Raw genomic sequence first — 24790 nt, 5'->3', positions numbered from 1 at the left:
ATTAAGCTCTAAAAATTATCAATATTGAAAGCAAATACGCAAAGAGTAAAAGGTGGTGATCTTGAACTAAAAGAAAAAGTAGTATCCATTAACCGCGTTGTTAAAACAACCAAAGGTGGACGGGCATTCAGCTTTTCAGCTTTAGTGGTAGTTGGAAACGAAAATGGTGTAGTGGGACAAGGCTTAGGTAAAGCAAAAGAGGTTCAGGAAGCAATTCTTAAAGGAATTGATGATGCAAAAAAGAATCTTATAAAAGTTCCTATAATGCATGGCACTATTCCCCACGAGCAATGGAGTAAAGAAGGTGCAGCAAAAGTTTTAATAAAACCAGCTGCTCATGGAACTGGCGTAATTGCCGGAGGCAGTATGCGTGCTGTGTTGGAAAGTGCAGGAATTACAGACGTGCTTGCTAAGTCGTTGGGTTCTGCTAATCCTCATAACGTGGTGAAGGCTACCGTTAAGGCGTTGGCCAGTTTGAGAGAACCAATAAGTGTGGCAAAAACAAGAAATATATCTTTAAAGAAGGTATTTAATGGTTAATAATTTTTATAACCATTTAATAAATTAATTATAATGAAAAAGATAAAAATAAAGCAGGTAAAAAGTGGGATCGATCGTTCGGAACGGCAAAAGCTTACGCTTAAAGCGCTTGGATTAAATAAGATGAATGCTTCAAAAGAAGTTGAGGCTACTCCACAGATTTTAGGCATGGTAAAAAAAGTAAATCACCTAGTTACTGTTGAAGAACTCTCCTAGTTTTTTTATAAAATAGTTCTACAAAAAATTATAAAGCGAGCTCCGGGTACACGGAGCGTTAAGTTCAAAATAAAGTACAATGCAATTAAATAATTTAAGGCCTGCAAAAGGCGCTACTCACAAAGAAAAAAGAATAGGCCGTGGTGAAGCTTCCGGTAAAGGCGGAACTTCTACAAAAGGTAACAAAGGCGGACAAAGCCGTGCCGGTTACAAAATTAAAATGGCTCACGAGGGTGGCCAGATGCCTATTCAGCGCAGACTTCCCAAGCGTGGATTTAAGAATATCAATCGTATTGAATACAAAGTTTTTAATCTTGGCCAAATTGATCAGCTAATTGAAAAGCATGGTCTCAAGGAATTCAATCTTGAAAATTTGTATATCAATAATCTTATCAGCCAAACTGATAGAGTAAAGATTCTTGGAAACGGTGTATTAAAAGCAAATATTCCTTTCAAAGTAAATGCTATCAGTGAAAAAGCAAAGGGTGCAATTGAATCTGCCGGGGGAACTGTTGAAATAGTAAAATAAATAATTGATATTTGCTGTCTGAAATGGATTGCAAATAATTAAATCTTGATAATTCTGTGAAGAAATTTATCGCTACAATAAAAAACATCTGGACAATCGAAGAATTGAGAAATAAAATTCTCTTTACTTTATTGCTTCTCCTAATTTATAGGGTTGGGTCTTATATAGTACTTCCTGGTCTTGACCCAAATCAATTAACTAATCTCGCTAATAGTTCCAAGGGCGGTATGCTTGGGCTTTTAGATGCTTTTGTAGGTGGTGCTTTTGCTAAGGCATCTATTTTTGCCTTGGGAATTATGCCTTACATCTCTGCATCCATTTTTATGCAGTTGATGACAATTTTAGTTCCCCAGATTTCAAAGATTCAAAAGGAAGGAGAAAGCGGCCAGAAGAAAATAAATCAATGGACCCGGTATCTTACCGTTATTGTAACTGCATTCCAGGCGGCGGCATATATAGGATTTTTGAAAAGTTCAAACCAGGGAGCTTTGCTGCCGGCTTTTCAACCTTACTTCTGGGTGTCAACGGTTGTGCTGCTTACAACGGGTACTTTGTTTGTTATGTGGCTTGGTGAAAAAATTACCGATAAAGGTTTGGGTAACGGTACTTCCATAATTATCATGGTTGGAATTTTGGCCAGGCTTCCACAAAATTTTATGCAGGAATTCACCGCAAAGCAAACGCGTGGTGGTGGTGGCTTACTAATTTTTCTTGTAGAGATAGCTGCATTTATAGCCGTTATTCTTGGATTGATCGTATTGGTTCAGGGCGTAAGGAAAGTGCCGGTGAATTATGCAAAGCAAATAGTAGGTAACAGGCAGTTTGGTGGAGCGAGACAATTTCTTCCATTGAAAGTGAATGCTGCAGGTGTTATGCCCATCATCTTTGCACAGGCAATTATGTTTTTACCAACCATCTTTCTAGGTTTTCAAACGACAGGTAAAAGCTGGGCGCTTTATTTTACTCAGCCTACTAACCTTGTATACATGATTGTGTATTCAATTATGGTTATAGGGTTTACCTTTTTATACACAGCATTAATTTTTAATCCAAGGCAGGTATCCGATGATCTTAAACGTAGTAATGGATTTATACCTGGCGTAAAGCCCGGGCAGCCTACCACAGATTACATAGGAACTATAATGGACAGGATTACTTTGCCGGGAGCAATATTACTGGCAGTGGTAGGTATATTGCCTGGCATAGCACAACTACTTGGGGTTACCCAGGGATTTGCTACATTTTATGGAGGCACCTCCCTGCTAATTATGGTTGCGGTTGTTTTAGATACGCTCCAACAAATTGAAACGCAGTTATTGATGCGGCAATATGATGGTTTGATGAGTTCGGGTCGCATCCAGGGAAGGCAGTCTGTTGCACCCGGGGTAACTGGAAATATGTAATAATTTTTTACTGATTTAATTTATATCCCTGGCCTTTAATGTCAGGGTTTTTTTTAATATTATGATTATCTACAAAACAAAGGAAGAGGTTGAACTGATCAGGCAAAGCTGCTTGCTTGTAAATAGCTCTATTGCTGAGATCGCAAAGCATATTAAGCCCGGCGTTTCTACTTTGTATCTAAATAACCTTGCGGAAGAATTTATTCGTGATCACGGAGCAATTCCATCCTTTAAAAATTATCATGGTTTTCCGTATGCCTGTTGTATGTCAGTCAACGATGCGGTAGTACACGGATTTCCTACCGGTAATGAACTTAAAGAAGATGACGTTATATCAGTTGATGTAGGAGCGTTTAAAAATGGATTTCATGGAGATAGCGCATATACGTTCGCGTTAGTAAACGTAAAGGATGAAACAAAGAAGCTCATGCGTATTACTAAAGAATCTTTATATAAAGGAATTGAAAAGGCAATTGCAGGAAATCGTGTGGGAGATATTTCATTTGCGATACAGGAATACACAGAGCGGAAGAACGGTTATGGAGTAGTGCGTGAATTGGTTGGTCATGGTCTTGGCAAAGACCTTCATGAAGATCCGCAGGTTCCCAACTATGGTAAGCGTGGCAGTGGTACTAAACTCCAGGAAGGCCTGGTAATTGCAATTGAACCAATGATCAATCTTGGTAAGCGATATGTTTATAATGACAAAGACGGATGGACCGTGCGTACAAAAGATGGAAAACCATCAGCACATTATGAACATACAGTTTGCGTAAAAAAAGATAAAGCCGATATACTCTCTTCTTTTGAAGCAATTGAAATTGCCGAAAAGGCCAATCCAAATTTGTGCTCTGATTATTATTAGAAGAGGATCGCCAACAACATATTTTAGCCCTTCATTTATTTACATATAATTTATTTTCTCTTTAAAGATTGCATTCTTTTACTTTGCTTTCAATAAATAAATAATGCAGAAGAAAAGACTCATTGTTATTGGTGGCGGCGCTGCTGGTTTTTTCTGTGCTGTAAATGCGGCATCTCAAAATAATAATCTTGAAGTAATCATTGTAGAAAAGACAAATAGACTTTTAAGCAAAGTAAAAGTAAGCGGCGGCGGAAGGTGTAATGTTACGCACGGCTGTTTTAGCATTGCAGAAATGATTAAGAAATATCCCCGCGGAGAAAAATTTTTAAAACAGGCCTTTCATCATTTTTTTACAACTGACACAATTGAGTGGTTTCAAAAGCGAAATGTGAAATTGAAGACCGAAGACGATGGAAGAATGTTTCCTGAAAGCAATTCCTCAGAAACAATTATTAATTGTTTATTGAATGAAGCTAATAAATACAACGTTCAAATTTTAATGAATCGTGAAGTTGTAAAAATTGAAAAAAATCCTTCTGGCGATCATATAAATTCATTCCAATTATTTTTTAAAGATGATTTTATTCTACGATCCAATTTTATTTGTATAGCGTGTGGCGGTTATCAAAAAGAAGATCAATATAAATGGATAGCACATCTTGGACATACCTTTGAAAAACCCTATCCATCTTTGTTTACATTTAATGTTTCAAAAAATCCGATTACTGAGCTTATGGGCATTTCTGTAGAAAATGCCCATGTTAAAATCAATGGAACCAAACTAGCGCAAACAGGCCCTGTATTAATTACACATTGGGGATTTAGCGGGCCGGCTATTTTAAAACTTTCTGCTTTTGCTGCCAAACAACTTGCTGCCTTGCAATATCATTTCTCCATTGCAATTAACTGGGTAAGTAGTTATAATGAAAATTCTCTCTTGGAGAAATTCAAATCTATAAGATTAGAAATGGCTTCAAAAAAAATAATAAATAAAAATCCTTTTAACCTTCCACAAAGATTGTGGGAATATCATTTAAATCTATGCGGAATAAAGCCGGAATTAAGATGGGCTGATCTTCCCTCAAAACAACAAAATTTATTGGTAAAGCAATTGTGCTCACAACAATTTACAGTGAATGGTAAAACCACTTTTAAAGAAGAATTTGTTACAGCAGGTGGTATTACTTTAAATGAGGTGAATGCAAATACTATGGCAAGTAAAATTGTTCCCGGGCTATTTTTTGCGGGTGAAATTTTAGATGTTGATGGTATAACCGGGGGTTTTAATTTTCAACATGCGTGGACGAGCGGCTTTTTAGCTGCAAAAGAAATAAGCAGGATAGTAAAAGAAGAGACTATGTTTCTAAATGATAATTAATATCAGCAGTATTATACTGCATAAGAAGATAATGCCAATCAATACATAAGTAATTAATTTTGATTTGTCTAGTGGCATGCAGATCTTATAGAATTAGTGAAAGACTTCTTTAAATAAGCGCACATAAATTGTACCAGTAATGTGCTTTTGTAAAACAGCCGGCACCTTTTGATAGCACTGCACTGCGTGTTTATTTTGATATTTAATATGTCATAATATATCATATATAAATTGCCTGAATATTATGGGCAAAAAAAATCCCGCTACGTGAGTAGCGGGATTGAACAAAAATGAAAAAATACTTACTTATTTTCTTCAGCTTCCTTTTCAGTATCGCCTGCTTCTTTTTCTACATCTTCAGTTTTCTTTTCAGCAGTAGCTTTCTTCTTTTTAGCTTCTTCTTTCTGAGCAGCAGCTTTTTGTTTTTCAGCAGCAGCTTCCCCTTCATCATCCATCTTCTTCTTCAAATCTGCTAAAACTCCGAGATCTCCCAGGGTAGTTTTTTCAACTTTACTTTGAATGCTCTTAACTGCTTTTTTAGTTGTTTCAACCTCAGCTCTTTTTTCCTTTATCTCAGCATTTTTTTCATCGGCTTTCGCTTGTTCCCAAATGCGGCTATGGCTAAGAATTATTTTTTTATCGTTGCGGTCAAATTCAATCACCATAAATTTGGCGATATCATCTATGCCGATAAATGTTTCATCTTCTTTTCTCAAATGGCGGGCTGGAGCAAATCCTTCGAGGCCATATGGAAGTTGAACCGTTGCTCCTTTATCATCTTTCCTCGTAACAGTTCCTTCGTGGATGCTGCCAACAGGGAAAGTTTCTTCAAGCGAATTCCATGGATCTTCTTCAATTTGTTTATGACCCAACTGGAGTTTGCGGTTCTCTTTATCAATACTCATTATAATAACATCGATTTCGTTACCAACTTTCGTGTATTCGTTGGGGTTATTAAAACGTTTTAACCAGCTAAGGTCACTGATGTGTATCATTCCTCCGATGCCGGGAGAAAGCTCAACAAATACCCCATAAGGCGTAATGTTCTTCACTAATCCTTTATGCTTGCTGCCTTCAGGATATTGCGTTTCAATTGTATTCCATGGGTCTTCAGTCATTTGCTTAATAGATAAGCTCATTTTGCGATCTTCCTTACTTAAGGTTACAACCTTCGCTTCATATTCATCACCAAGCTTAAAGAATTCTTTTGCATTAATAGGTGTGTTAGCCCATGTAATTTCACTTACGTGAACAAGGCCTTCAACACCGGGGAATATTTCAAGGAACGCTCCATAATCTTCAATATTTACCACTTTGCCTTTAACAATTTCGCCTTCTTTAATGGTATCTGGTAATGTATCCCATGGATGAGGAGTTAATTGTTTTAATCCAAGGCTGATGCGTTTTTTGTCATCATCAAAATCAAGTACTACAACGTTTAACTTTTGATCAAGTTTTAATACTTCACTTGGATGATTAATACGTCCCCAGCTGATATCGGTAATGTATAACAGACCATCTAAGCCGCCAAGATCAAGGAATGCGCCGAAATCTGTAATGTTTTTAATAACGCCTTCCAGCACCTGGCCTTTCTCAAGTTTGCCAATAATTTCAGCACGTTGTTGTTCAATATCACTTTCAATAAGCGCTTTGTGAGACACAACAGCATTCTTTATTGCTTCATTAATTTTTACCACTTTAAACTCCATTGTTTTACCTACAAACTGATCGTAATCAGTTACGGGTTTCACATCAATTTGTGAACCTGGTAAAAATGTTTCCATACCAAAAACATCAACAATAAGTCCGCCTTTAGTTTTACTGGTAACAAGCCCGGTAACAATTTCGCCTGTTTTATGCATCTCAACAATTCTTTCCCACGCCCTGGTAGTACGGGCCTGTTTGCGGCTTAAGTGAAGATTTCCGTCCCTGTCTTCTTTTTCTGCAACCATTACTTCCACTTCATCTCCCACTTTAAGATTCGGCATGTCGCGGAATTCATTCAATGAAATAAGGCCGTCACTTTTAAAACCAATATTAATAACAACGTCTGTTTTGGTCATTCCCACAACAGTACCATGAATCATTTCGTTATCATTGATCTGCTTGAAGGTTTTGTCGTAAACCTCATCGTATTTTTTTCTTTCTTCATTGTTATAAGAGGTTACATTTCTCTTATCAACGCTCCAGTCAAAATCATCATGTGGGGTGGAAAGTGCTTCTTTCTGAATTTCAACTTCTGTGGGCTGCTGTTCATTAGCGGCTTGAGCAGACTCAACATCAGGGAAATCCGGGAAAGCAACCCCTTCAATTCCTCCTTGAGGCATTTCTTCAATTGCCTGTTTAATTTCCGCATCAGTTCCGGCATTTACAACTGGACTTGGATCATTTTTTATTTGTTCTTCCATATTATTTTATACAGGTGATTTTTTTGTTGCTGCATCCCGGTTTCAGGATCCTGTTCATCAGCATTTGGTTAAAAATTCGTTACTTGTATTTTGTTACCCAAGATTTTTTTATTTTGGGACTGCAAAGTTAATAAAATACAATGATTTGGCGGCACTTTACTTAAATTATAATCAAATTTTTCATCCCGGTATTCTTTAAAAAATCAGGTTGAAAACATGGCACTTTTCATTTGATCTGAAATGAATTTAGCGGTATTATCATTTGGTGGTGTTTTTTCCTAAATTGTGTTTTATTTTTCATAAAAAAATATCGATGAAAAGATGGCTTGATAGTTTGAAACAAACCCGCTTGGTTAAATCGGTGGTATATTTCTTCGTTGGGATCATTACTTATCCGGGGTTTGCCATTATAAATAGTATCAACATATCCGGCACAGAACATTTCAAAAATCTCCCCAAAAAAAATGTGTTGTTTGTAAGCAACCATCAAACCTATTTTGCGGATGTAATTATGTTCCTTCATATTTTTTGTGCAGTTAAATGGAGAAAGGAAAACAGGCTGGGTATTCCTTTTTATTTATTAAATCCATTTACCCGTGTATATTATGTTGCGGCCGCAGAAACAATGAAAAGCAGCTTTATAAGCCGGATTTTTAAGTGGGCCGGCGCCATAACGGTAAAGCGTACATGGAGAGCAGAAGGTAAAGAAGTAAGACGTGGGCTTGACCCCGGTGATACCCGAAAAATTGGAAGGGCCCTTGAAAATAACTGGGTAATAACTTTTCCCCAGGGAACTACAACACCTTTTGCTCCCGGCAGAAAAGGAACAGCGTTTATTATTAAAAATTATAAGCCAATTGTAGTACCGGTTGTAATAAATGGATTTTGGCGTGCTTTCAATAAAAAAGGATTAAAATTGAAAAAAAGGGGTGTCCTTCTTAATGTTCGTTTTAAAGAGCCTCTGCAATTTACCAATGAAGATACTATAGACACTATTCTTGAAAAAGTGATGGATGCTATTGAACAGAGCAAAAAATTTATGATGAAAAGCAAGCATCATTTAATAACGGTATTGGATAAGTAAAATTTCTATCTGACTAACTTTGCGTAAATAGCGCTTTGAGCTCTACTGCATCCACCGGTTTCATTTTCCCTCCAAGAATTAATCTTAATTGCCTGCGCCGTAATGCACTTTCAAAAAGTGAAATCTCATCTTCAGTTTCAGGTTCCAAATGCGGTACAATCCTGGGCTTGCTGTTGGGATCGAGGGCTACAAAAGTATAATACGCCTCATTGCTTTTATAACGGTATTGCTGGATGATATCTTCTCCCCATACGTTTAAATGAACTTCCATACTGGTGTTAAATGCTCTTGTTACTTTTGCTTCGATGTGCACTACATTACCAAGCCTGATTGGGTTGGTGAAAGAAATATTATCAACGGAAGCCGTTACTACAGGAGCGTTGCAATGTTTTGTTCCGGAAATGGCAGCGGCTATATCCATCCAATACATCAGTCTTCCACCCATAAGATTTCCAAATGTATTCGTGTCATTTGGTAATACAATCTCTGTCATTACTACTAAACTTTCAGAAGCCTTTTTTGAATTCATCTTAATTTTTTTTTGTAAAGATAAGATTGGATGTTGAAGATGATAGTCTTGAATGTTTTCAACTATAAATCTTCTTTTGTTTTATATTTAGGAAATACAAAAAGCGATCTGCATGAATGCTTCGCCCGAAATAATTACAAAAAATGATTTGCTGCAATTGCAATTGCCCACAACGATTGATGAAGTAATTAATCAACTTGAGAAAATCATTACCTATTGCGAAATCAATAATAACTGCGCTGGTTACTTTGCCGTGCTATATCATAAGGTTACCTGTAAAGTAAAAGACTGTATTACTAATAAAGATTTTGAGGATGGCATAAGAATGGAACGATTGGACGTTACATTTGCCAACCGTTACCTGGCCGCATTTTATGCATGGATTGCAGGTAAGCCCACAACTCAGTCCTGGAAGATAGCCTTTGATTCAGTTGCTCAGAATAAACCGTTGGTGCTTCAGCATTTGTTGTTAGGAATGAATGCACATATTAACCTGGATTTAGGTATTGCTACGGCGCTTGTTATGGATGGCTTTTCTATAGACGATATTCATAAAGATTTTGACACCATCAATTCTATTTTGGCTTCAATGATAGATAATATAGAAGCATGTCTTACTAAAATAAATCCCCTGATGCTGTTGCTTAATTTAAATATTTATAAATATGATGAAATGCTTGTTCAATTTAGTATAAACACTGCAAGAGATGGCGCATGGATGTTTGCAAAAGAATTAAGTTTGAAGAAAGCTAATGATTATGAAAATTGCATCAGCACAAGAGATGAAAGCATTCAGCAATTAGGAAGCAGCATTGCTAATCCTCATGGTTTTCTACTAAAATTTATTGTAAAACTTATAAGGCTATTCGAAAAGAAGAATATAGCCGCTGTAATAAAGTTGCTGGGGAATTAGCTCCAAAATAACAGCGCCTTTTTTTGCCAACTTATTTATTTGGTTATTAGTTTTTGATTTTGGAATTTCGGCCTTCAATTATGGCAAACATATCTTTCGACAATACCAAAATAGCTTTTGAGTATAAAACCGATAAAGAATTGAAAAAAGCAAAATTCCTTTTTGCTTCCATGGGAAAAGCCTGGTTAGTAAATATTGGTTTAAAACTTACGCCATGGGCGCTTAAAGTGGGTTTGCCAGTTAAGGGTTTGATAAGGCAGACAATTTTTAGCCAGTTTGTTGGCGGAGAATCTTTGCAGGAAACATCTGTCGTTGCTAATAAATTAGGAAAATTTAATGTGCAGGTAATCCTCGATTATGGAGTTGAAGGAAAAGAAGGTGAAGAAAATTTTGACAAGGCAAGAGATATATTCATTCAATCAATTCAATATGCTTCCACTCAAAGCAATATTCCGTTTATGAGTGTGAAACTCACTGGTTACGCCCGCTTTGGTTTACTTCAAAAATTACATGAAGCTTCAAATTATAATGATATTATCCGGGGCATAGTTCCGTTGGATTCATTAAATGAAAATGAAAAAGAAGAGTGGAATAGAATTGTGAACAGGCTAGATATAATTTGCTCAACTGCAAAAAATAAAAACATTGGGGTGCTGGTTGATGCGGAAGAAACATGGATACAGGATCCCGTGGATGCATTAACCATACAAATGATGCAGAAATATAACATTGAAAAAACCGTTGTTTATAATACTGCCCAGCTTTACAGAAAAGATCGTTTGCAATTTGTAAAAGATAGCTGCCACTTTGCGAAAGAAAATAATTTTAAGTTGGGAATGAAATTGGTGCGTGGTGCTTACATGGATAAAGAACGTGAGCGTGCTGCCTTATTAAATTATCCTTCCCCAATAAATGAAACGAAACAGGCGACAGACGCTGACTATAATGCCGCAATTGAATTTTGTGTTAATCCTTCGAATGGTGTTTACATAATAGTTGGTTCGCATAACGAATACAGTAATTTATATGCCACTCAATTAATGGAAAAATTTGGCCTGCCTTTACATTATGATCGTGTTCATTTTTCGCAGTTGTATGGCATGAGTGATAATATTTCATTTAACCTCGCAAAAGCCGGTTGTTATGTGAGCAAATATTTGCCATTCGGGCCCATAAAAGATGTAATTCCATATCTCATGAGAAGAGCGCAGGAGAATGCTTCTGTAAGCGGGCAAACCGGGCGCGAGCTCTTATTAATAAAGCAAGAATTATTGCGCCGGTCATCAGAATAAATATCACTGCATTTTTATAACCTTATTTTCAACCAACGCAAATACATTGTCTTTTTTGCCAGGTTTTATTTTATATAAACCGGTAAAATAACTAAACGCCGGGAGCACCGCATACGTATCACTAAAATAAAAACAGGGAAGCATGAATGATTGCTTGCCAACTCCATTAACTTTAATGCCCGGATGTATATGCCCCGAAAAAGTAAAAGTTATTTCATCATCATTTTCACATTCTTCATTTATATCGTGTGTAAAGCAAAAGTTCTTAACCGATAATTTCTTTTTTGAAACTTTTATACCAGCTTCTTCATAAAATTTATCAGGGAGCACATCATGGTTACCTTTTATTAAATGAAAATCTATTGCATGCAAATCATTTCTCCATTTTAAAAAAAGATCAATTTCTTTATTAGCCTTACTGTGAAACATATCTCCCGCAATGAGTAAAACGGAAGGTTTAAAAAATTGAATCTGTGTAAATAATCTTTGCAGGTCTTCTTTAAAAATATTTTGAGGCACTCCAATTCCTTCTTTTCTAAAATGTCCTGTCTTTCCAAAATGAAGATCGGAAAGTATTAATGCTTTTTCGTCTTCCCAATAAACGCAGCGGGCAGGCGAAAGCCAAAGTGTTTCTTTATGAAGAATAAATTTTTGTGGAGAAAACAATTTTTAAAGCAAAGATAATTTTTTATTACACGAATTTTGAGATACGAATTACATGAATTAATACAATTCAATTCAATATTATAATTCGTTCATTTAATCTGTTATTATTAAAATCATTTCTCCAATTGCATTTGCATTCTCTTTACCCTGTCTTCTAATTTTTCCGATGTAAGATTCTCACGCATGCTATCAACTTTAATTGGAAAGCAAAAAGGAGTTAGCCTGTTAGGAAAGGTAATAATGATCTTACTTTTTTGAATTCTTTCAAGCATCTTTCTTAAACGTTCTTCTTCCATTTGTTGCTCCATTACTTCGTTATAAGATTGCCGGAGTAATAGATTTCCTGGCTCATACTCTGCGAACACATTAAATAAAAGAGAAGCTGATGATTGAAGATGTCTTGCTTTTTTCTGCTCACCAGGGAAACCTGTAAAAATTAATCCCCCTATCACAGCAATATCCCTGAATTTCCTTTTAGCCATTTCAACACTGTTTAAGCTGCGCTGAATATCTGCAAAAAGATTTTGGGGAGAAAATAATCCGTACGAATTGGTATCATCTAACGGTATAGGCTGATCGCTTAATAGTTCAAAGCCATAATCATTCATTGCCAGTGAAAAAGTGATCGGAGTAATGCGGCTAATCCTGTATGCTAAAACGGCAGCCATGGCTTCGTGCACGAGTCTTCCTTCAAAAGGGAAAACAAAAAGATGAAAACCATCCTGGGTTTCAATATGTTCAATTAATAACTCATTTTGTTTTGGAATATGAGAAAGATATTCCTGCAGTTCAAATAAAGGTTGCAGCTCTGTTATTTCTCTGTCAATTCCTTTTTTATTTTTTTTATGCAGAAGCAAGCCGGCCTCATCAAATTTCTTTCTCAGCATAAACCCAAGGTTTGCTGATAATGGCATCCTTCCTCCCTGCCAGCTTGGGATAATAGATTTTTTTGCATTTGATTTCCTAACCAAAGCAGTCATTTCTTTTATCATCACAAATTCAAGCGTTCTGCCTGCTAATGTAAATATATCTCCTGGCTGCAGCCTTGCAATAAACCATTCTTCTATAACACCGACGAATCCTCCACTGATAAATTTTACTTTCATCATAGGGTCACTAACGATAGTGCCAATGTGCATCCGGTGACGCATGGCAATGCGCCTGTTGTTTATTTTATACAAGCCATCAATTATTTCTATTTTTTTGTAATCATCATATTGCTGCAATGCCACTCCACCGGCCGTTGTGAATTGCAGGATTTTTTGCCATTCTTCGTCATTTATATCACGATAACAATACGTTGTTTTAATCTCTTCAAAAATATCTTTCGGATAAAATCCATCAGAAATAGCGAGTGTGCTCAAGTATTGAATTAACACATCAAAACATAAAAGCCGTGGCTCCCGGCTTTCTATCAATTTAATTTCTGTAGCTTCTTTTAATGCAGCAGCTTCCATCAGTTCCAGGGAGTGCGTTGGGAGAAAATAAATCTTACTTATTTCACCGGGTCTGTGCCCACTTCTTCCTGCCCGTTGCAAAAACCTTGCAACACCTTTTGGCGAACCAACTTGTATAACGGTCTCGACTGGGCGAAAATCTACTCCGAGGTCAAGGCTTGCCGTGCATACCACTGTTTTCAATTTTCCTGTATGCAAATTTTCTTCGACCCAGCTTCTTAAATCCTGTTCAATACTTCCATGATGCAATGCAATTACTCCGGCAAGTTCAGGACAAGCAGTAAGCAACGCCTGGTACCACATTTCACTCATGCCACGTGTGTTTATGAAAATGAGCGTCGTTCTGCTGTTCATTATTATAGGAATTACTTTATCAACCAGTTTAATTCCTAAATGACCGGCCCATGGAAACTTTTCAATCTCATCAGGAAACACTGATTCGATTTGTATATTCTTATCAATCTGTGCGGTTACGGTTTCTCCAAATTTATCAGGTGATTGTTGATATAAATTTGCAATTGGAGAAAGTAATACTTCTTTTGCCTGTTGCAGATTTCCTATTGTTGCTGATATTCCCCAAAGGCAAAATTTTGGATTCAGACCAGCCAATCTTGAAATTGCCAGCTCAACCTGCACACCTCTTTTTGATCCAAGTAATTCATGCCATTCATCAACTGCTACTATTTTAAGAGATTTAAAAACATCCGTATAATTTTTGTGCGCCAATAAAAGATGAAGGCTTTCAGGAGTTATAATAAGCACTTCAGGCACCTGCCTTTTTTGTTTTTGCCTGTCGCTGATGCTGGTATCTCCATTTCTAATACCAACTTTCCAGTTCATTCCTAATTCATCAATAACTTCTTCCATAGCCCTTCCGATATCAGTAGCCAATGCACGCAGCGGTGTTACCCATAAAAGTTGCAAGTTATTTTTTGATTTTGTTTTATAATTTTTTGGATGTTCATTTATAAAATCAATAACAGATCCGAGAAAAACTGAAAAGGTTTTACCGCAACCGGTTGGCGCATTTACAAGACCCGATTTTTTGTCGATGATATGTTGCCATGTTTCCTGTTGAAATTGAAAAGGCGACAGGCTTTTTTCCTTTAGCCACGCATGGACAACATCATAACCTTTTGTAGCTTTTAATTTCACTATGGTTTATAAAGTTTTCAGGTATTCTATAAGTGCTGTTCTTTCGTCATCGGAAAGTTGATCTCCAAAAGTATGGCCTGTATTTCTGTAGCCTTTCAGCGTGGTATTGTAAGTGTTTTTGCCGGAGGCGGAAGTTTCTGTTTTAAATTTCCATCCGGGGGCATCAACATCATATTGGGGATCATCAAAATTCCGGTCCCAATACTTTGGCCTTAGCTTACTGTTTAATAAGGTTTCAAGATTTGGCACCGAGCCATTATGAAGATAGGGAGCCGTGGCCCAGATTCCGTCAAGGGGTGGTGCAATATAGCCTCTGAAAGGTACCAGTTTCGCCGGGTGATCGCCTGAAGTAAACCAGCTTTGGTTAAACCAGTTTACAAATTGCGGGCTGCTGTAATTAGAGGAGTATAATAAAGAATCTGTTTGAATCACTTCTTCAGGAATAAGGAGGTTAGGGTAGGAACAATCTTTGCCATAAGTACCATGGCAATCCATGCAATATTGTTCAAAAATGAGCTGACCTTTATCTGCGAGTTTTGCATTAATTGGCTTAGGATAAGCGGGAGGTTGAAGGGAATAGATATATGCCAGAACATCATTAATGTGGCTATCAACTTCTGCGGCTTCACTTGTATCCGTAACCGTTAGTAAGTTTGATGCCATTAGAAATCTTCCGAAATCACCTCTTCCAAATCCGTTGTAAAACATTGCATGCTTCTTTTTGAGCAGCCACCATGCCGGAACATCTGTGGGTATGATTTCTTCGGGTATGGATAATAGTAAGCTGTCGGACCATTTAAAAGATTTAGGATCTCTGTGAGCTGCGAGAAGAGCGGCAAGCCTGTCTGCTATATTTACTCCTTTAGTCTCCGTAACAAGATATGGTGAAACCGCTTCAACCGAACGAATGAAGTTTTCTGCAGCTTCGTATTTCTTTTCTTTTCCAGGTCCTGCTTTAAGAAACCTTTCTAATAATTTGGCGGTAGAAGTGCGATTGCTGGTATAATCAGATAAAGAATTTCCCATGCCAATAACAATTTTACCATTGAATTCCTGTGCATGGCATTGAAGACAATTGGGCGATACGATTTTTTCTCCATTTGGCGCAATTACTGCATTGAAAGAATAGGGAATGTTTTTATTGATGCCTTCTCTTCCCAGGTCGTTACCACTTTTACCAAAGCCCATTTTAAAAAGCCCGATTGGAATTCCGCTTTTTAAGTAATCGCCTTCTGTAAGGTAAATATAGCCGGCTTCTGCATCGCCAGTTCGTTGTTGTGACGCTTCTATATATACCGGATCTGTCGGTTTTTTATTTTTGATAAAAAAGCTGCAAAATGCACATGCAGCAGATAAAATAAATATTATAAATACGGATTTCATTACAATCAAAGTTATTTTATAATCAAGAATTATTTTATGGTTTAACAACGCCTAACAGTTTTCCATGAAAGAAATTTTTAACTTATTTTCCATAAGTATTTAGCATTTGTTTGAGGTCGTCAAGGGTATTTATTTCATCTACACTTTTATCTTTCCGCCAGCGGCTCATTCTTGGGAAACGTAAAGCCACTCCACTTTTATGACGATTGCTTGCTGCAATTCCCTCAAAAGCAATTTCAAAAACAAGTTCTGGTTTTACGGTGCGTACGGGTCCGAATTTTTCGAGAGAGTTTCTTTTTACAAAATTATCAATCTGTGCAAACTCTTTATCGGTTAAGCCTGAATATGCTTTAGTAAATGTCACCAGGTTATCGCCATCTTTAACAGCGAAAGTATAATCTGTATATAAGTTACTTCTTCTTCCACTTCCTTTTTGTGCATACACCATCACGCAGTCAATCGTTAAAGGATCAATCTTCCATTTCCACCAATCGCCACGTTTTCTCCCAACTTTATAATTAGAATCTTTTCTTTTCAACATAATACCTTCACTGTTCATTTCTCTTGCCCCTTTTCTTATTTCTTTAAGCTCATCCCATGTATTGAAATTTATAATCTGCGAAATTTGAATTGCATTATTTTTTAAAGGCTGAACTATCTCTTCCAGTTTGTTCCTCCTTACTGTTAATGATTTTTCGCGAAAGTCTTGTTGATGGAATTCAAGGAGATCGTAAGCAAAAAACGCAATGGGCGCTTCTTGCAATTGTTTCTTGCCGATATTTTTTCTTCCAATTCGTGTTTGTAAAACAGAGAAGGGTAGCGGCTTTCCATTAACAGCTGGAATTATTTCTCCGTCAATAACTACGCCATCAGGCAATAAATCTTTCAGGATAAAATATTCAGGAAATTTGTCTGTCATTAATTCCTCGCCGCGGCTCCATACAAATAATTCATTGTTACGCTTTATTAATTGTCCACGAATACCATCCCATTTCCATTCAGCCTGCCAACCTTTTGGATCACCTAAATTTTGTGGTTCTTCTTCTAATGCATACGCCAGGTAAAAAGGGTAGGGCTTCGAAAAATCAGTTATAGACGCAGATTCGCTTAGCAAATCATTAAATGATGTTGTTGAAGGATCCCAGTTTCCACTGATGCGATGAGCAATTACTGAAGATGATAAGTCAACTATTTTGGCCAATGCATTTACAATTGTTTTTTGTGAAACACCGATTCGAAAACTTCCTGTTATTAATTTATTAAAAACAAATCTTTCGTCGCGGTTCATTTGATTCCAGCTATCCACGATAAATTTCTTTCTTATTGCTTCGTCTTGTTTTTCGATTGAAATAAATGTTTCAAGGTAATAAGAAAGACTTTTATTTATTTGATCCTGTTCTTTTGTTTCCGGCAGGAGTAAGGCAAGTGTTTCGGCAAGGTCGCCAACTGAATGATAACATTCATCGAATAGCCATGACGGATAGTTAGTAATTTCGGCGCACCATTCACGCATTAGCCTGGAATTTACGGCTCGCCTGGGCCTGCGCCCACTGAATATGGCAATTACCCACACCTTATCTGCATCGGGCGCTGTTGCAAAATAATCTACAAGACTTTGTAGCTTATCATTTGTTTTGGTTGATGAACTTAATTCTGTAACAAGTTGCGCAAATAATGCAAGACCCGAAATGCTATCATGCTTTTCGGTTAATAACACCGGATGGTTAATATGTACTTTCTCTTCTTTCATTTAAATATGGTATTTAAATACCACTTTCTTGTTTAACATTTTCCTGGACCGCTTCTTCATCTTCGTTGCCATATTGTGTTTTTACTTCTGCAGCAATAGCGATATTTTGTTCATTACAGTAACGGCTAAACGCAGATTGAAAACCGTGAGTTACAAAAATCCTTTCAGCGCCGGTTTCTTTTACGGTTTGTATTAAGCCATTCCAATCCGCGTGATCGCTTAATACAAATCCTGCATCAACATTTCTTCGTCGTGCATTTCCTCTTACCTGCATCCATCCGCTGCAAACGCCGACAGAATATGGATTAAATTTTTTCATCCATGGCGTTCCATCTGCGCCCGGCGGCGCCACTACGACCGTGCCCTTTAAAAGTTCGGCAGGAGTTTCGGGTGTTATTCTTTCCACAGGTGTTAAATTCCATCCATCGTCTATTAACATTGATTGTAAGTTAAATACTGCGCCATGTGCAAAAATTGTTTGAGTGGTTTCTTTAATCGCCTGTAATACGCGCTGGGCTTTGCCCAGGCTGTAGGCCAATAACACGCTCGTTTTTCCATTCTCTTTATTCTTACTAATCCAGTTTATAATATTGCTATAAATTTCCTCTTGCGGCTTCCATTTAAAAATTGGTAAACCAAAGGTTGATTCTGTAATGAATGTGGTACATTTAAGTGGTTCAAATTGCCCGCTGATTCCATCATCTTCTACCTTATAATCGCCGCTAACTACCCAGACTTCATGATTATACTCGAGTCTTACCTGTGACGAACCTATAATGTGACCTGCGGGATGTAAGGAAACTTTTACACCATTTAAGTTAATTATTTCATTCCATTCCAACGTTTGATAATTATTATCGCCTAACCGTAATTGAAGTATTGTTTTTGTATACGGATGACATAAATAATTCCTATGTCCCAAATATGCATGATCTGCATGTCCATGTGTTATGATGGCTTTATCTACAGGCTTCCAGGGATCAATATAAAAATTTCCCTGTACGCAATAAAGGCCTTTATCAGTAAAAGAAATCAGATTACTCATTTAAATAAAAGTTACAAATAACCTGCCTGAATTATTTGCGGTAGGTACATTAACAGGTTCAGAACAAAAATGTTTAAATCAGGATGATGTAATCAAGACAATAAATGTGGTTAATAAAAAAAGCCCTGGGCAGGGCTTTACTAAAACGGAGAAATTGAATAAGGTTATTGTTTCAGTAACAAAATATATTTTACCATTTGTTCTGCGTCCGCTTCACTTAAATCAGGATGAGGCGTCATTGCCACTTGTCCCCAAACTCCTTTGCCGCCTGCAATTACTTTATGGGCAAGATAGGTAACGGCTGTATCATTTCCAGCATATTTGTTTGCAACATCTTTATAAGCCGGTCCAATTAATTTCTCTTCAACTTTATGGCAGGTAAGGCAATTCGATTTGGCAACAAGCGCTAATCCTTTTTGATAATCGGGGTTAGAAGAAATGTCATTTGCCGCGGCTTGCGTTGTTGATGAACTGTCAGTAGTTGTGCTTGAGGTAGATTCATTACTGTTACCGCCGCATGCTGCTAATAAAATTAATAAGGGTAATAGTGCCAGGAATTTTTTCATTGCTTAATATTTTTTTAAAATTTTTGGTTAAAATAAAACGATGATTAAAGATAGATTAATCGCAATTTATAACCGAAATTAATTTTCATTTTTTATAAAACCGATAGCTTTTTAATATTATATATTTTTCAAATTATATTAAGTATTGATCGACGACATTACAGAAAAAATGTTAACAAATAAGCCGATTTAAATTCTACTTATGTAACTTTAACCTCAATCCAAGGATCGGTGTATGAATTCCTTTTTCAGAAAATTACCTCTTTCTATAAAATTGATGTTGATCGGTCTCATACCGCTATTATTTCTTATCTACTTATCTGCGCAGCTATACAGCGAAAAAAAACAAACCGTAAAATTAATAGGCGATTATATTTTGCACGTGCATGAAGAGGGTAACATTTCGAACCTCATTTATGAGCTGGAAAAGGAGCGGAAAGTTAGTTATGAATATGCGTTAAGAAAAGACAACTATAGCAAAGTAATATTTCAACGGCCACATACAGACAAGGCTATGCAGTTGCTGGAAAAAAGTAAAGACCTGGCTATCGTTAATTTTCCCCGATACACTTTCCTCGATAGTCTCTCCTCTGTGCGCAACTCGTTAGACAATTCGCCTTTTTATCGGGCCGATGCTATCATGCAGTTTTATACAAATGCAATTTATCGGTTGAATACACTGAACCCGGTTTCGTCTATGAGCAGTACTTATCTAGAACCGGTGTATAAAGATTTGCTTTCGCAGAAAACGCTTTTTGAGATGATTACTTTCCTTAGCATCATTCGTACAAATATTTATAATGTGCTATATACCGGGAAATATAAAGTTGAAACACTTTTGGGAACTCTTGGTGTTTTTAATATTTTTAAAAGTTATGAAAAAGAATTTTTGCTGAAAGGTTCCCCGTCTTCTATTAATTTATACAATACAGAAAAAGATACCTCATCTCTAAAACCCGTTTTGGCATACATTGATAAACTCTTTGCCACATTTAACTTTGATAGTACGTACGATGCCAAAGATTGGTGGGAGGTTTCATCGCAGGGCGTTCATATTTTAAGGAAACAGCAGTTAAACTTATGGCAGAATGTTGAAACCGGGATAGATAAAATCTATCAGCAACAAATAAAATCAAAAAATAAGACTCTTGCGTTTTTAATTGCTGCTATTATTTTCGTTATAACTTTTGTTATCTATACGATCACGGTAATTAGTGAAATGTTAAGTGAGCTTAAAATAGCTGCTCAAAAAATTTCGGTTGGGGGCACCGGGCTTAAGTTTCAGAACATGCCTAAAGATGTAATGGGAAGCCTTACAGATTCAATTCTGGAGATCGATAAAAATAATATTGAACTTGCATACGCTGCCAATGCCATTGGCGCAGGCAATTTCAATGTGCCGGTAAATCCAAGAAGCAATGAAGATTTGCTGGGTAACTCCATTCAAAAAATGAAAGAAGATTTACATAAGCTTACAATGGAAAAGGATAAGATACAACAAGAGACATTAGAACTTATGGACAGGAAAGACGATTTTTTGAGTATAGCAAGCCATGAATTAAAAACGCCTGTAACTTCTTTAAAAGCCTACACTCAACTTTTGCAAATGGAGGCAAAAGCCAACACAAATGAAAGAAATGAATTGATGCTTTCTAAAATGGATTTGCAGGTGGATAAGTTGACCGCTTTAATATCCGACTTATTAGATACCTCAAAAATGCAAAACGGAAAATTGATTTACAACAAACAATTCTTTCCTTTAAATCATCTTGTGGAAGAAATTGTGGAGGAGATTCGAATACATGCCAGTAAACATAAAATTATTATAGAAAATAATACGCCTGTTCAATTATATGGAGATAAGGAAAGAATAGGCCAGGTTTTAAGTAACATTCTGTCCAATGCAGTAAAGTATTGCAAGGATTGCGAAAAAATAATTGTTAATTTAAAGCAGGTTGGGAAAGGGGCAATTTGCTCTGTCCAGGATTTTGGTGATGGAATAAATGAAACGCAAAAAGACAAAATCTTTGAACGGTTCTATCGTGTAACGGGAAACGATTTACATACTTATCCTGGTTTAGGAATAGGGCTTTTTATATCAAAGGAAATTATAGAAAGACACGATGGGAAAATTTGGTTTGAAAGTGAAGTAGGGAAGGGAACAACATTTTATTTCAGTATTCCCGTTGCTGAAACGCAAATTAACAACCCTGAATAAATTGCCATATATACAATCAAACTATTTACCATAATCTTCTTAGTTTAAATTAAACCTATTCCAAAACAATAGGTGAAACACCTGCTTTTTTTAATTTGTTATTTATTCCAGGTATATCAATCTTCTTTATTTTCATCCACGCCTCCACCAGTTGCTTAAGATTGCGTTCATTAGTAGTAACAGCTTCCGTAGTAATAATATTTGGAGAAACATCAGCCTCTTGTAAATGATTAAATAACGAAGCAAATGAACCATAAACCTGGTTAAAGTTTTTCAATGAATTATTTGGCTTTACATTTTCAACTTTCGATATTTTTTCTTCCAGGGAATCCAGCGATGCATGAAGATCGCCCTGCGCATTATCAACTAAATTTTTTATTTGATTCTGTATAATAACGGTTTCTCCCGATATTTTAGTTATCAGCAACCTTCCTTCATAACACAACATTGAAAGATCATGTTGTTTCTGTAAATCTTTTAAAGGTGTTTTTACTCTTGGATCCATTTTAATAATGAGCGGTTGAGAAAATACCTGGCCATTTACTTTTAATTTAATTGTATAAGTGCCCGGCATAACCCATGGCGAAGTGGGTGCGCGAGCTGTGTTTTTATAAATTGCGGCAATAGGGTAAGATGGAGGAAGATTGAGAGGAGTATAATGCAAATCCCATATAAACCTGTGTGAGCCTGCTTCTGCTGATAAAATTTGTTGCGGGCGAATCCAGTAAAGCGGGATATCTACTTCGGGGATTTTATATAAAGTATCGTTACTGCTGTAGTGCCTCACTATATTTCCTTTTTCATCAGAAATTTCGAGTGTTACCACACCGTTAGTTTTGCCCTTAAGATAATAATCAATGATAGCGCCATCAGGAGGATTTTGTCCTGCGGGTTCATCGGGAGGCAACGGAGTATCTGTATTGTTATTCCATCTTACCCTTATTGCTGTAGATGGTTTAAATAAAAAATTGCGGGTAGTCAACTCTGTATTTACCTGGCGAAGTGATGTGATGTCGTCTAATATCCAGAAACCTCTTCCATGAGTTGCAACTACAAGATCATTGTCTTTAATGATCAAATCCCTTACAGAAGTTGCGGGCATATTTAAACGGAGTGATTCCCAGTTTTCTCCATCATTAAAAGAAACATACACTTGTGTTTCCGAGGCGGCAAACATTAAACCTTTCTTTTCAGTATCTTCTCTAACTGCGTTTATGGGGTCGTTAGGTAATCCTGTCGTTATTTTTTTCCAGCTTGCACCTCCATCATTTGTTTTATAAATATAAGGACGCAAATCATCACAACGCAGCCGGTTAACGGCTGCATAAGCGGTATTCACATTAAAATGTCCTGCATCTATTAACGAAATTTTACTCCACGAGCTTACTTCCGGCGGTGTTACATTTTTCCAGCTTGTGCCTCCGTCTTTTGTAACATGAATTAACCCGTCGTCTGTTCCGGCCCATATAGTGTTGATGTTAAGCGGGGACGGCGCGACTGTATATATTACTCCACGCCGATGCATTTTTTTTACGGCGTCATCGTTATAAATTCCGACACTTGCCGGAATATCCCAGGTAGTTCTTGATAAATCCGGGCTTATAGCCTGCCAGCTATTTCCGCCGTTTTTGGTTGTATACAAAAAGTTACCTGCAAAAAATAAAGTTTTATGATCGACGGGCGAAAAAACAACCGGCTCGGTTCTTACAAAACGCTGCGCTTCGTTTCGGGTAGCCGGCGGCGTTATATCCTGAACTTGACCTGTTAGTTTATCGTATTTTGATAGCTTGCCACCGTAAACAATATTTGGGTTAAGCGGGTCAGGTGCAACATATCCATATTCCTGGGCACCTACCGGATGCCAATCTCTGAACGTTATTGCACCGTCATTACCTCTCGAAGCAATTCCAACGGAGCCACTTTCCTGCTGCCCGCTATATACATTGTATGGAAAAGCATTATCTGCACTTACATGATACAATTGTGCCGTAGGTTGATTGTACCACGAACTCCAGGTATTGCCACCGTTCACTGAAATAATAGCGCCCTGGTCGCCGGTAACCAGCATAATCTTTGTATCGTTTGGATTAATCCAGATGTTTTGATAATCATCACCACCCGGGGCGCCGCGGATACCCTTCCATTTTTTCCCGCCGTCAACAGATTTCCAAACAACAATGCTGGTGCTATATAATGTTTCAGGATCTTTTGGATCCACCATTATTTCAGGAACGTCGCCCCCGCCGATTCTTGCTTCGGGCCTGCCATCATCAGTAATTTCATGCCAGGTTTCTCCGCTATCATCTGAGCGGTACAATCCCATGCCTGAGCCGGTCCCATATTCATTTTCTTCTGTAGTTGCAAGAACCACGTATACAATATTAGGCGAAGAAGGCGCAATAGCTATGTGTGCCTGGACCATATTGGTCGGTATATTTTTTGATAATTTTTTCCAGGTGTTACCGCCATCGGTTGATTTATAAATTCCTCCTTTTGTGCCAGCCCATTCGCCATTTTCCCAAGGCCCTTCACGGGATTCCCATAATGTTGCGAAAATTTCGTTTGGATTGGCGGGGTCTATTGCTACATCATCGCCCCCGGTATTTTCGTCTACATAAAGAATTTTTTCAAATGTTTTACCGCCATTAACTGAACGATAAATTCCCCTTTCTTCATTTGGGCCATATGGATGGCCTAACACAGCAACAAAAATTCTATCAGGATTTTTTGGGTCAATTGTAATTTTTGGAATCTGTTGAGCATCCTTTAAACCAAGGTGCATCCAGGTTTTGCCGGCATCAATTGATTTGTAAACTCCATTACCCGTTGAAAGATCAGGTCGGTGTAAACCTTCACCACTCCCTACATAAATAATATCCGGGTTGGAAGGAGCCACCGCAATTGTACCGATCGAGCCGGTAGGCTGATCGTCAAAAACCGGGAACCATGTTCTGCCATAATCGGTAGTTTTCCATACACCTCCGTTATTTACACCGATATAAAAAATATTAGGCTGATCCGGAACACCTGCAGCGCCAACTGTTCTGCCACCGCGATATGGGCCTATGCTTCTCCATCGCAAACTATTGAATAAGGAAGTATCGTACAGTTGTGCAATTGAAGAGGAAGAAATAAAAAATGCAATTACAATTAATAGAAAGAAGGCAGGGTAAATATTTTTTTTCATGTTATTGAGGTAAACCTGGTTTTAAACTGAATGAAGCTTCTAAGATAAGTAGAAATGAATAAGGAGAAGTAAAGTGACAGACGCTATTACAGACTTTCAGATATTTTGAAATAAATATTTTTTTTCGGTCGATTTGAAAAAAACTCCGAAGAAGGGTTTGCATATTCATTAAGAGATTCTAACTCCGCAAGCTTTCTACTTAGTTT

At 37.2% G+C, this 24790-nt stretch carries 19 protein-coding genes; 10 read left to right on the top strand and 9 right to left on the bottom strand.

What is annotated here, in order from left to right:
* The first annotated feature begins 24 nt into the window (after positions 1-24).
* From rpsE to FW778_RS01630, 6 genes are all read left to right on the top strand, one after another.
* Entirely contained in the window at positions 25-540 is a 516-nt protein-coding gene (rpsE, locus tag FW778_RS01655; RefSeq protein WP_202552024.1) for a 30S ribosomal protein S5, read from the top strand.
* 33 nt (positions 541-573) lie between these two features.
* Positions 574-756: a 50S ribosomal protein L30 gene (gene rpmD, locus FW778_RS01650; protein ID WP_150412831.1), complete on the top strand. Its 183-nt coding sequence runs from the start codon at positions 574-576 to the stop codon at positions 754-756.
* 79 nt (positions 757-835) lie between these two features.
* Entirely contained in the window at positions 836-1285 is a 450-nt protein-coding gene (rplO, locus tag FW778_RS01645; protein WP_150412829.1) for a 50S ribosomal protein L15, read from the top strand.
* A gap of 56 nt (positions 1286-1341) precedes the next feature.
* Positions 1342-2688 (top strand): preprotein translocase subunit SecY, encoded by a 1347-nt coding sequence (gene secY / locus FW778_RS01640; RefSeq protein WP_150412828.1) that lies wholly within the window; start codon positions 1342-1344, stop codon positions 2686-2688.
* 61 nt (positions 2689-2749) lie between these two features.
* Entirely contained in the window at positions 2750-3553 is an 804-nt protein-coding gene (map, locus tag FW778_RS01635; RefSeq protein WP_150412827.1) for a type I methionyl aminopeptidase, read from the top strand.
* 103 nt (positions 3554-3656) lie between these two features.
* Positions 3657-4931, top strand: coding sequence for a BaiN/RdsA family NAD(P)/FAD-dependent oxidoreductase (locus tag FW778_RS01630; protein ID WP_150412826.1), 1275 nt, complete (start codon positions 3657-3659; stop codon positions 4929-4931).
* A 302-nt stretch (positions 4932-5233) separates the two neighbouring features.
* Here FW778_RS01630 and rpsA read toward each other — a convergent pair whose 3' ends face one another.
* Positions 5234-7339, bottom strand: coding sequence for a 30S ribosomal protein S1 (gene rpsA / locus FW778_RS01625; protein ID WP_235906001.1), 2106 nt, complete (start codon positions 7337-7339; stop codon positions 5234-5236).
* A gap of 313 nt (positions 7340-7652) precedes the next feature.
* On the opposite strand from rpsA, the gene FW778_RS01620 reads away from it, so the two are divergent.
* Entirely contained in the window at positions 7653-8423 is a 771-nt protein-coding gene (locus FW778_RS01620; protein ID WP_150412825.1) for a lysophospholipid acyltransferase family protein, read from the top strand.
* Positions 8424-8436: 13 nt separating this feature from the next.
* On the opposite strand, the gene FW778_RS01615 is transcribed toward FW778_RS01620, so the two are convergent.
* On the bottom strand, positions 8437-8952 hold the full coding sequence (locus FW778_RS01615; protein ID WP_150412824.1) for an acyl-CoA thioesterase: 516 nt from the start codon (positions 8950-8952) through the stop codon (positions 8437-8439).
* 112 nt (positions 8953-9064) lie between these two features.
* Here FW778_RS01615 and FW778_RS01610 point away from each other — a divergent pair, with 112 nt between their 5' ends.
* Together FW778_RS01610 and FW778_RS01605 are read left to right on the top strand one after the other, a co-directional pair.
* A complete protein-coding gene (locus tag FW778_RS01610; RefSeq protein ID WP_150412823.1) occupies positions 9065-9865 on the top strand; it encodes a DUF5995 family protein in 801 nt (266 codons plus the stop codon).
* Positions 9866-9945: 80 nt separating this feature from the next.
* Positions 9946-11157, top strand: a complete 1212-nt coding sequence (locus tag FW778_RS01605; protein WP_150412822.1) for a proline dehydrogenase family protein — start codon at positions 9946-9948, stop codon at positions 11155-11157.
* A gap of 3 nt (positions 11158-11160) precedes the next feature.
* On the opposite strand, the gene pdeM is transcribed toward FW778_RS01605, so the two are convergent.
* From pdeM to FW778_RS01575, 6 genes are all read right to left on the bottom strand, one after another.
* On the bottom strand, positions 11161-11823 hold the full coding sequence (gene pdeM, locus FW778_RS01600; RefSeq protein WP_150412821.1) for a ligase-associated DNA damage response endonuclease PdeM: 663 nt from the start codon (positions 11821-11823) through the stop codon (positions 11161-11163).
* A gap of 113 nt (positions 11824-11936) precedes the next feature.
* Entirely contained in the window at positions 11937-14435 is a 2499-nt protein-coding gene (locus tag FW778_RS01595) for a ligase-associated DNA damage response DEXH box helicase (protein ID WP_150412820.1), read from the bottom strand.
* Positions 14436-14441: 6 nt separating this feature from the next.
* On the bottom strand, positions 14442-15818 hold the full coding sequence (locus tag FW778_RS01590; protein WP_150412819.1) for a c-type cytochrome: 1377 nt from the start codon (positions 15816-15818) through the stop codon (positions 14442-14444).
* 82 nt (positions 15819-15900) lie between these two features.
* Positions 15901-17568, bottom strand: coding sequence for an ATP-dependent DNA ligase (locus tag FW778_RS01585; RefSeq protein WP_150412818.1), 1668 nt, complete (start codon positions 17566-17568; stop codon positions 15901-15903).
* A 13-nt stretch (positions 17569-17581) separates the two neighbouring features.
* Positions 17582-18613, bottom strand: a complete 1032-nt coding sequence (locus tag FW778_RS01580) for a ligase-associated DNA damage response exonuclease (protein WP_150412817.1) — start codon at positions 18611-18613, stop codon at positions 17582-17584.
* Between the two features lie 164 nt (positions 18614-18777).
* Positions 18778-19179 carry a c-type cytochrome gene (locus FW778_RS01575; RefSeq protein ID WP_150412816.1) on the bottom strand — a complete coding sequence of 134 codons (402 nt, stop codon included), beginning with the start codon at positions 19177-19179 and terminating at the stop codon, positions 18778-18780.
* A 235-nt stretch (positions 19180-19414) separates the two neighbouring features.
* Here FW778_RS01575 and FW778_RS01570 point away from each other — a divergent pair, with 235 nt between their 5' ends.
* Complete coding sequence (locus FW778_RS01570; RefSeq protein WP_150412815.1) at positions 19415-21397, top strand: sensor histidine kinase; 1983 nt, start codon at positions 19415-19417, stop codon at positions 21395-21397.
* A 55-nt stretch (positions 21398-21452) separates the two neighbouring features.
* On the opposite strand, the gene FW778_RS01565 is transcribed toward FW778_RS01570, so the two are convergent.
* Complete coding sequence (locus tag FW778_RS01565) at positions 21453-24584, bottom strand: WD40/YVTN/BNR-like repeat-containing protein (protein ID WP_202552023.1); 3132 nt, start codon at positions 24582-24584, stop codon at positions 21453-21455.
* Between the last annotated feature and the right edge of the window lie 206 nt (positions 24585-24790).

Origin of the sequence: Ginsengibacter hankyongi, assembly GCF_008710285.1 — a bacterium.
GTDB lineage: Bacteria > Bacteroidota > Bacteroidia > Chitinophagales > Chitinophagaceae > Ginsengibacter > Ginsengibacter hankyongi.
Note: the sequence above shows the minus strand (reverse complement) of the source record. Positions and strands in the feature narration are given on the sequence as shown.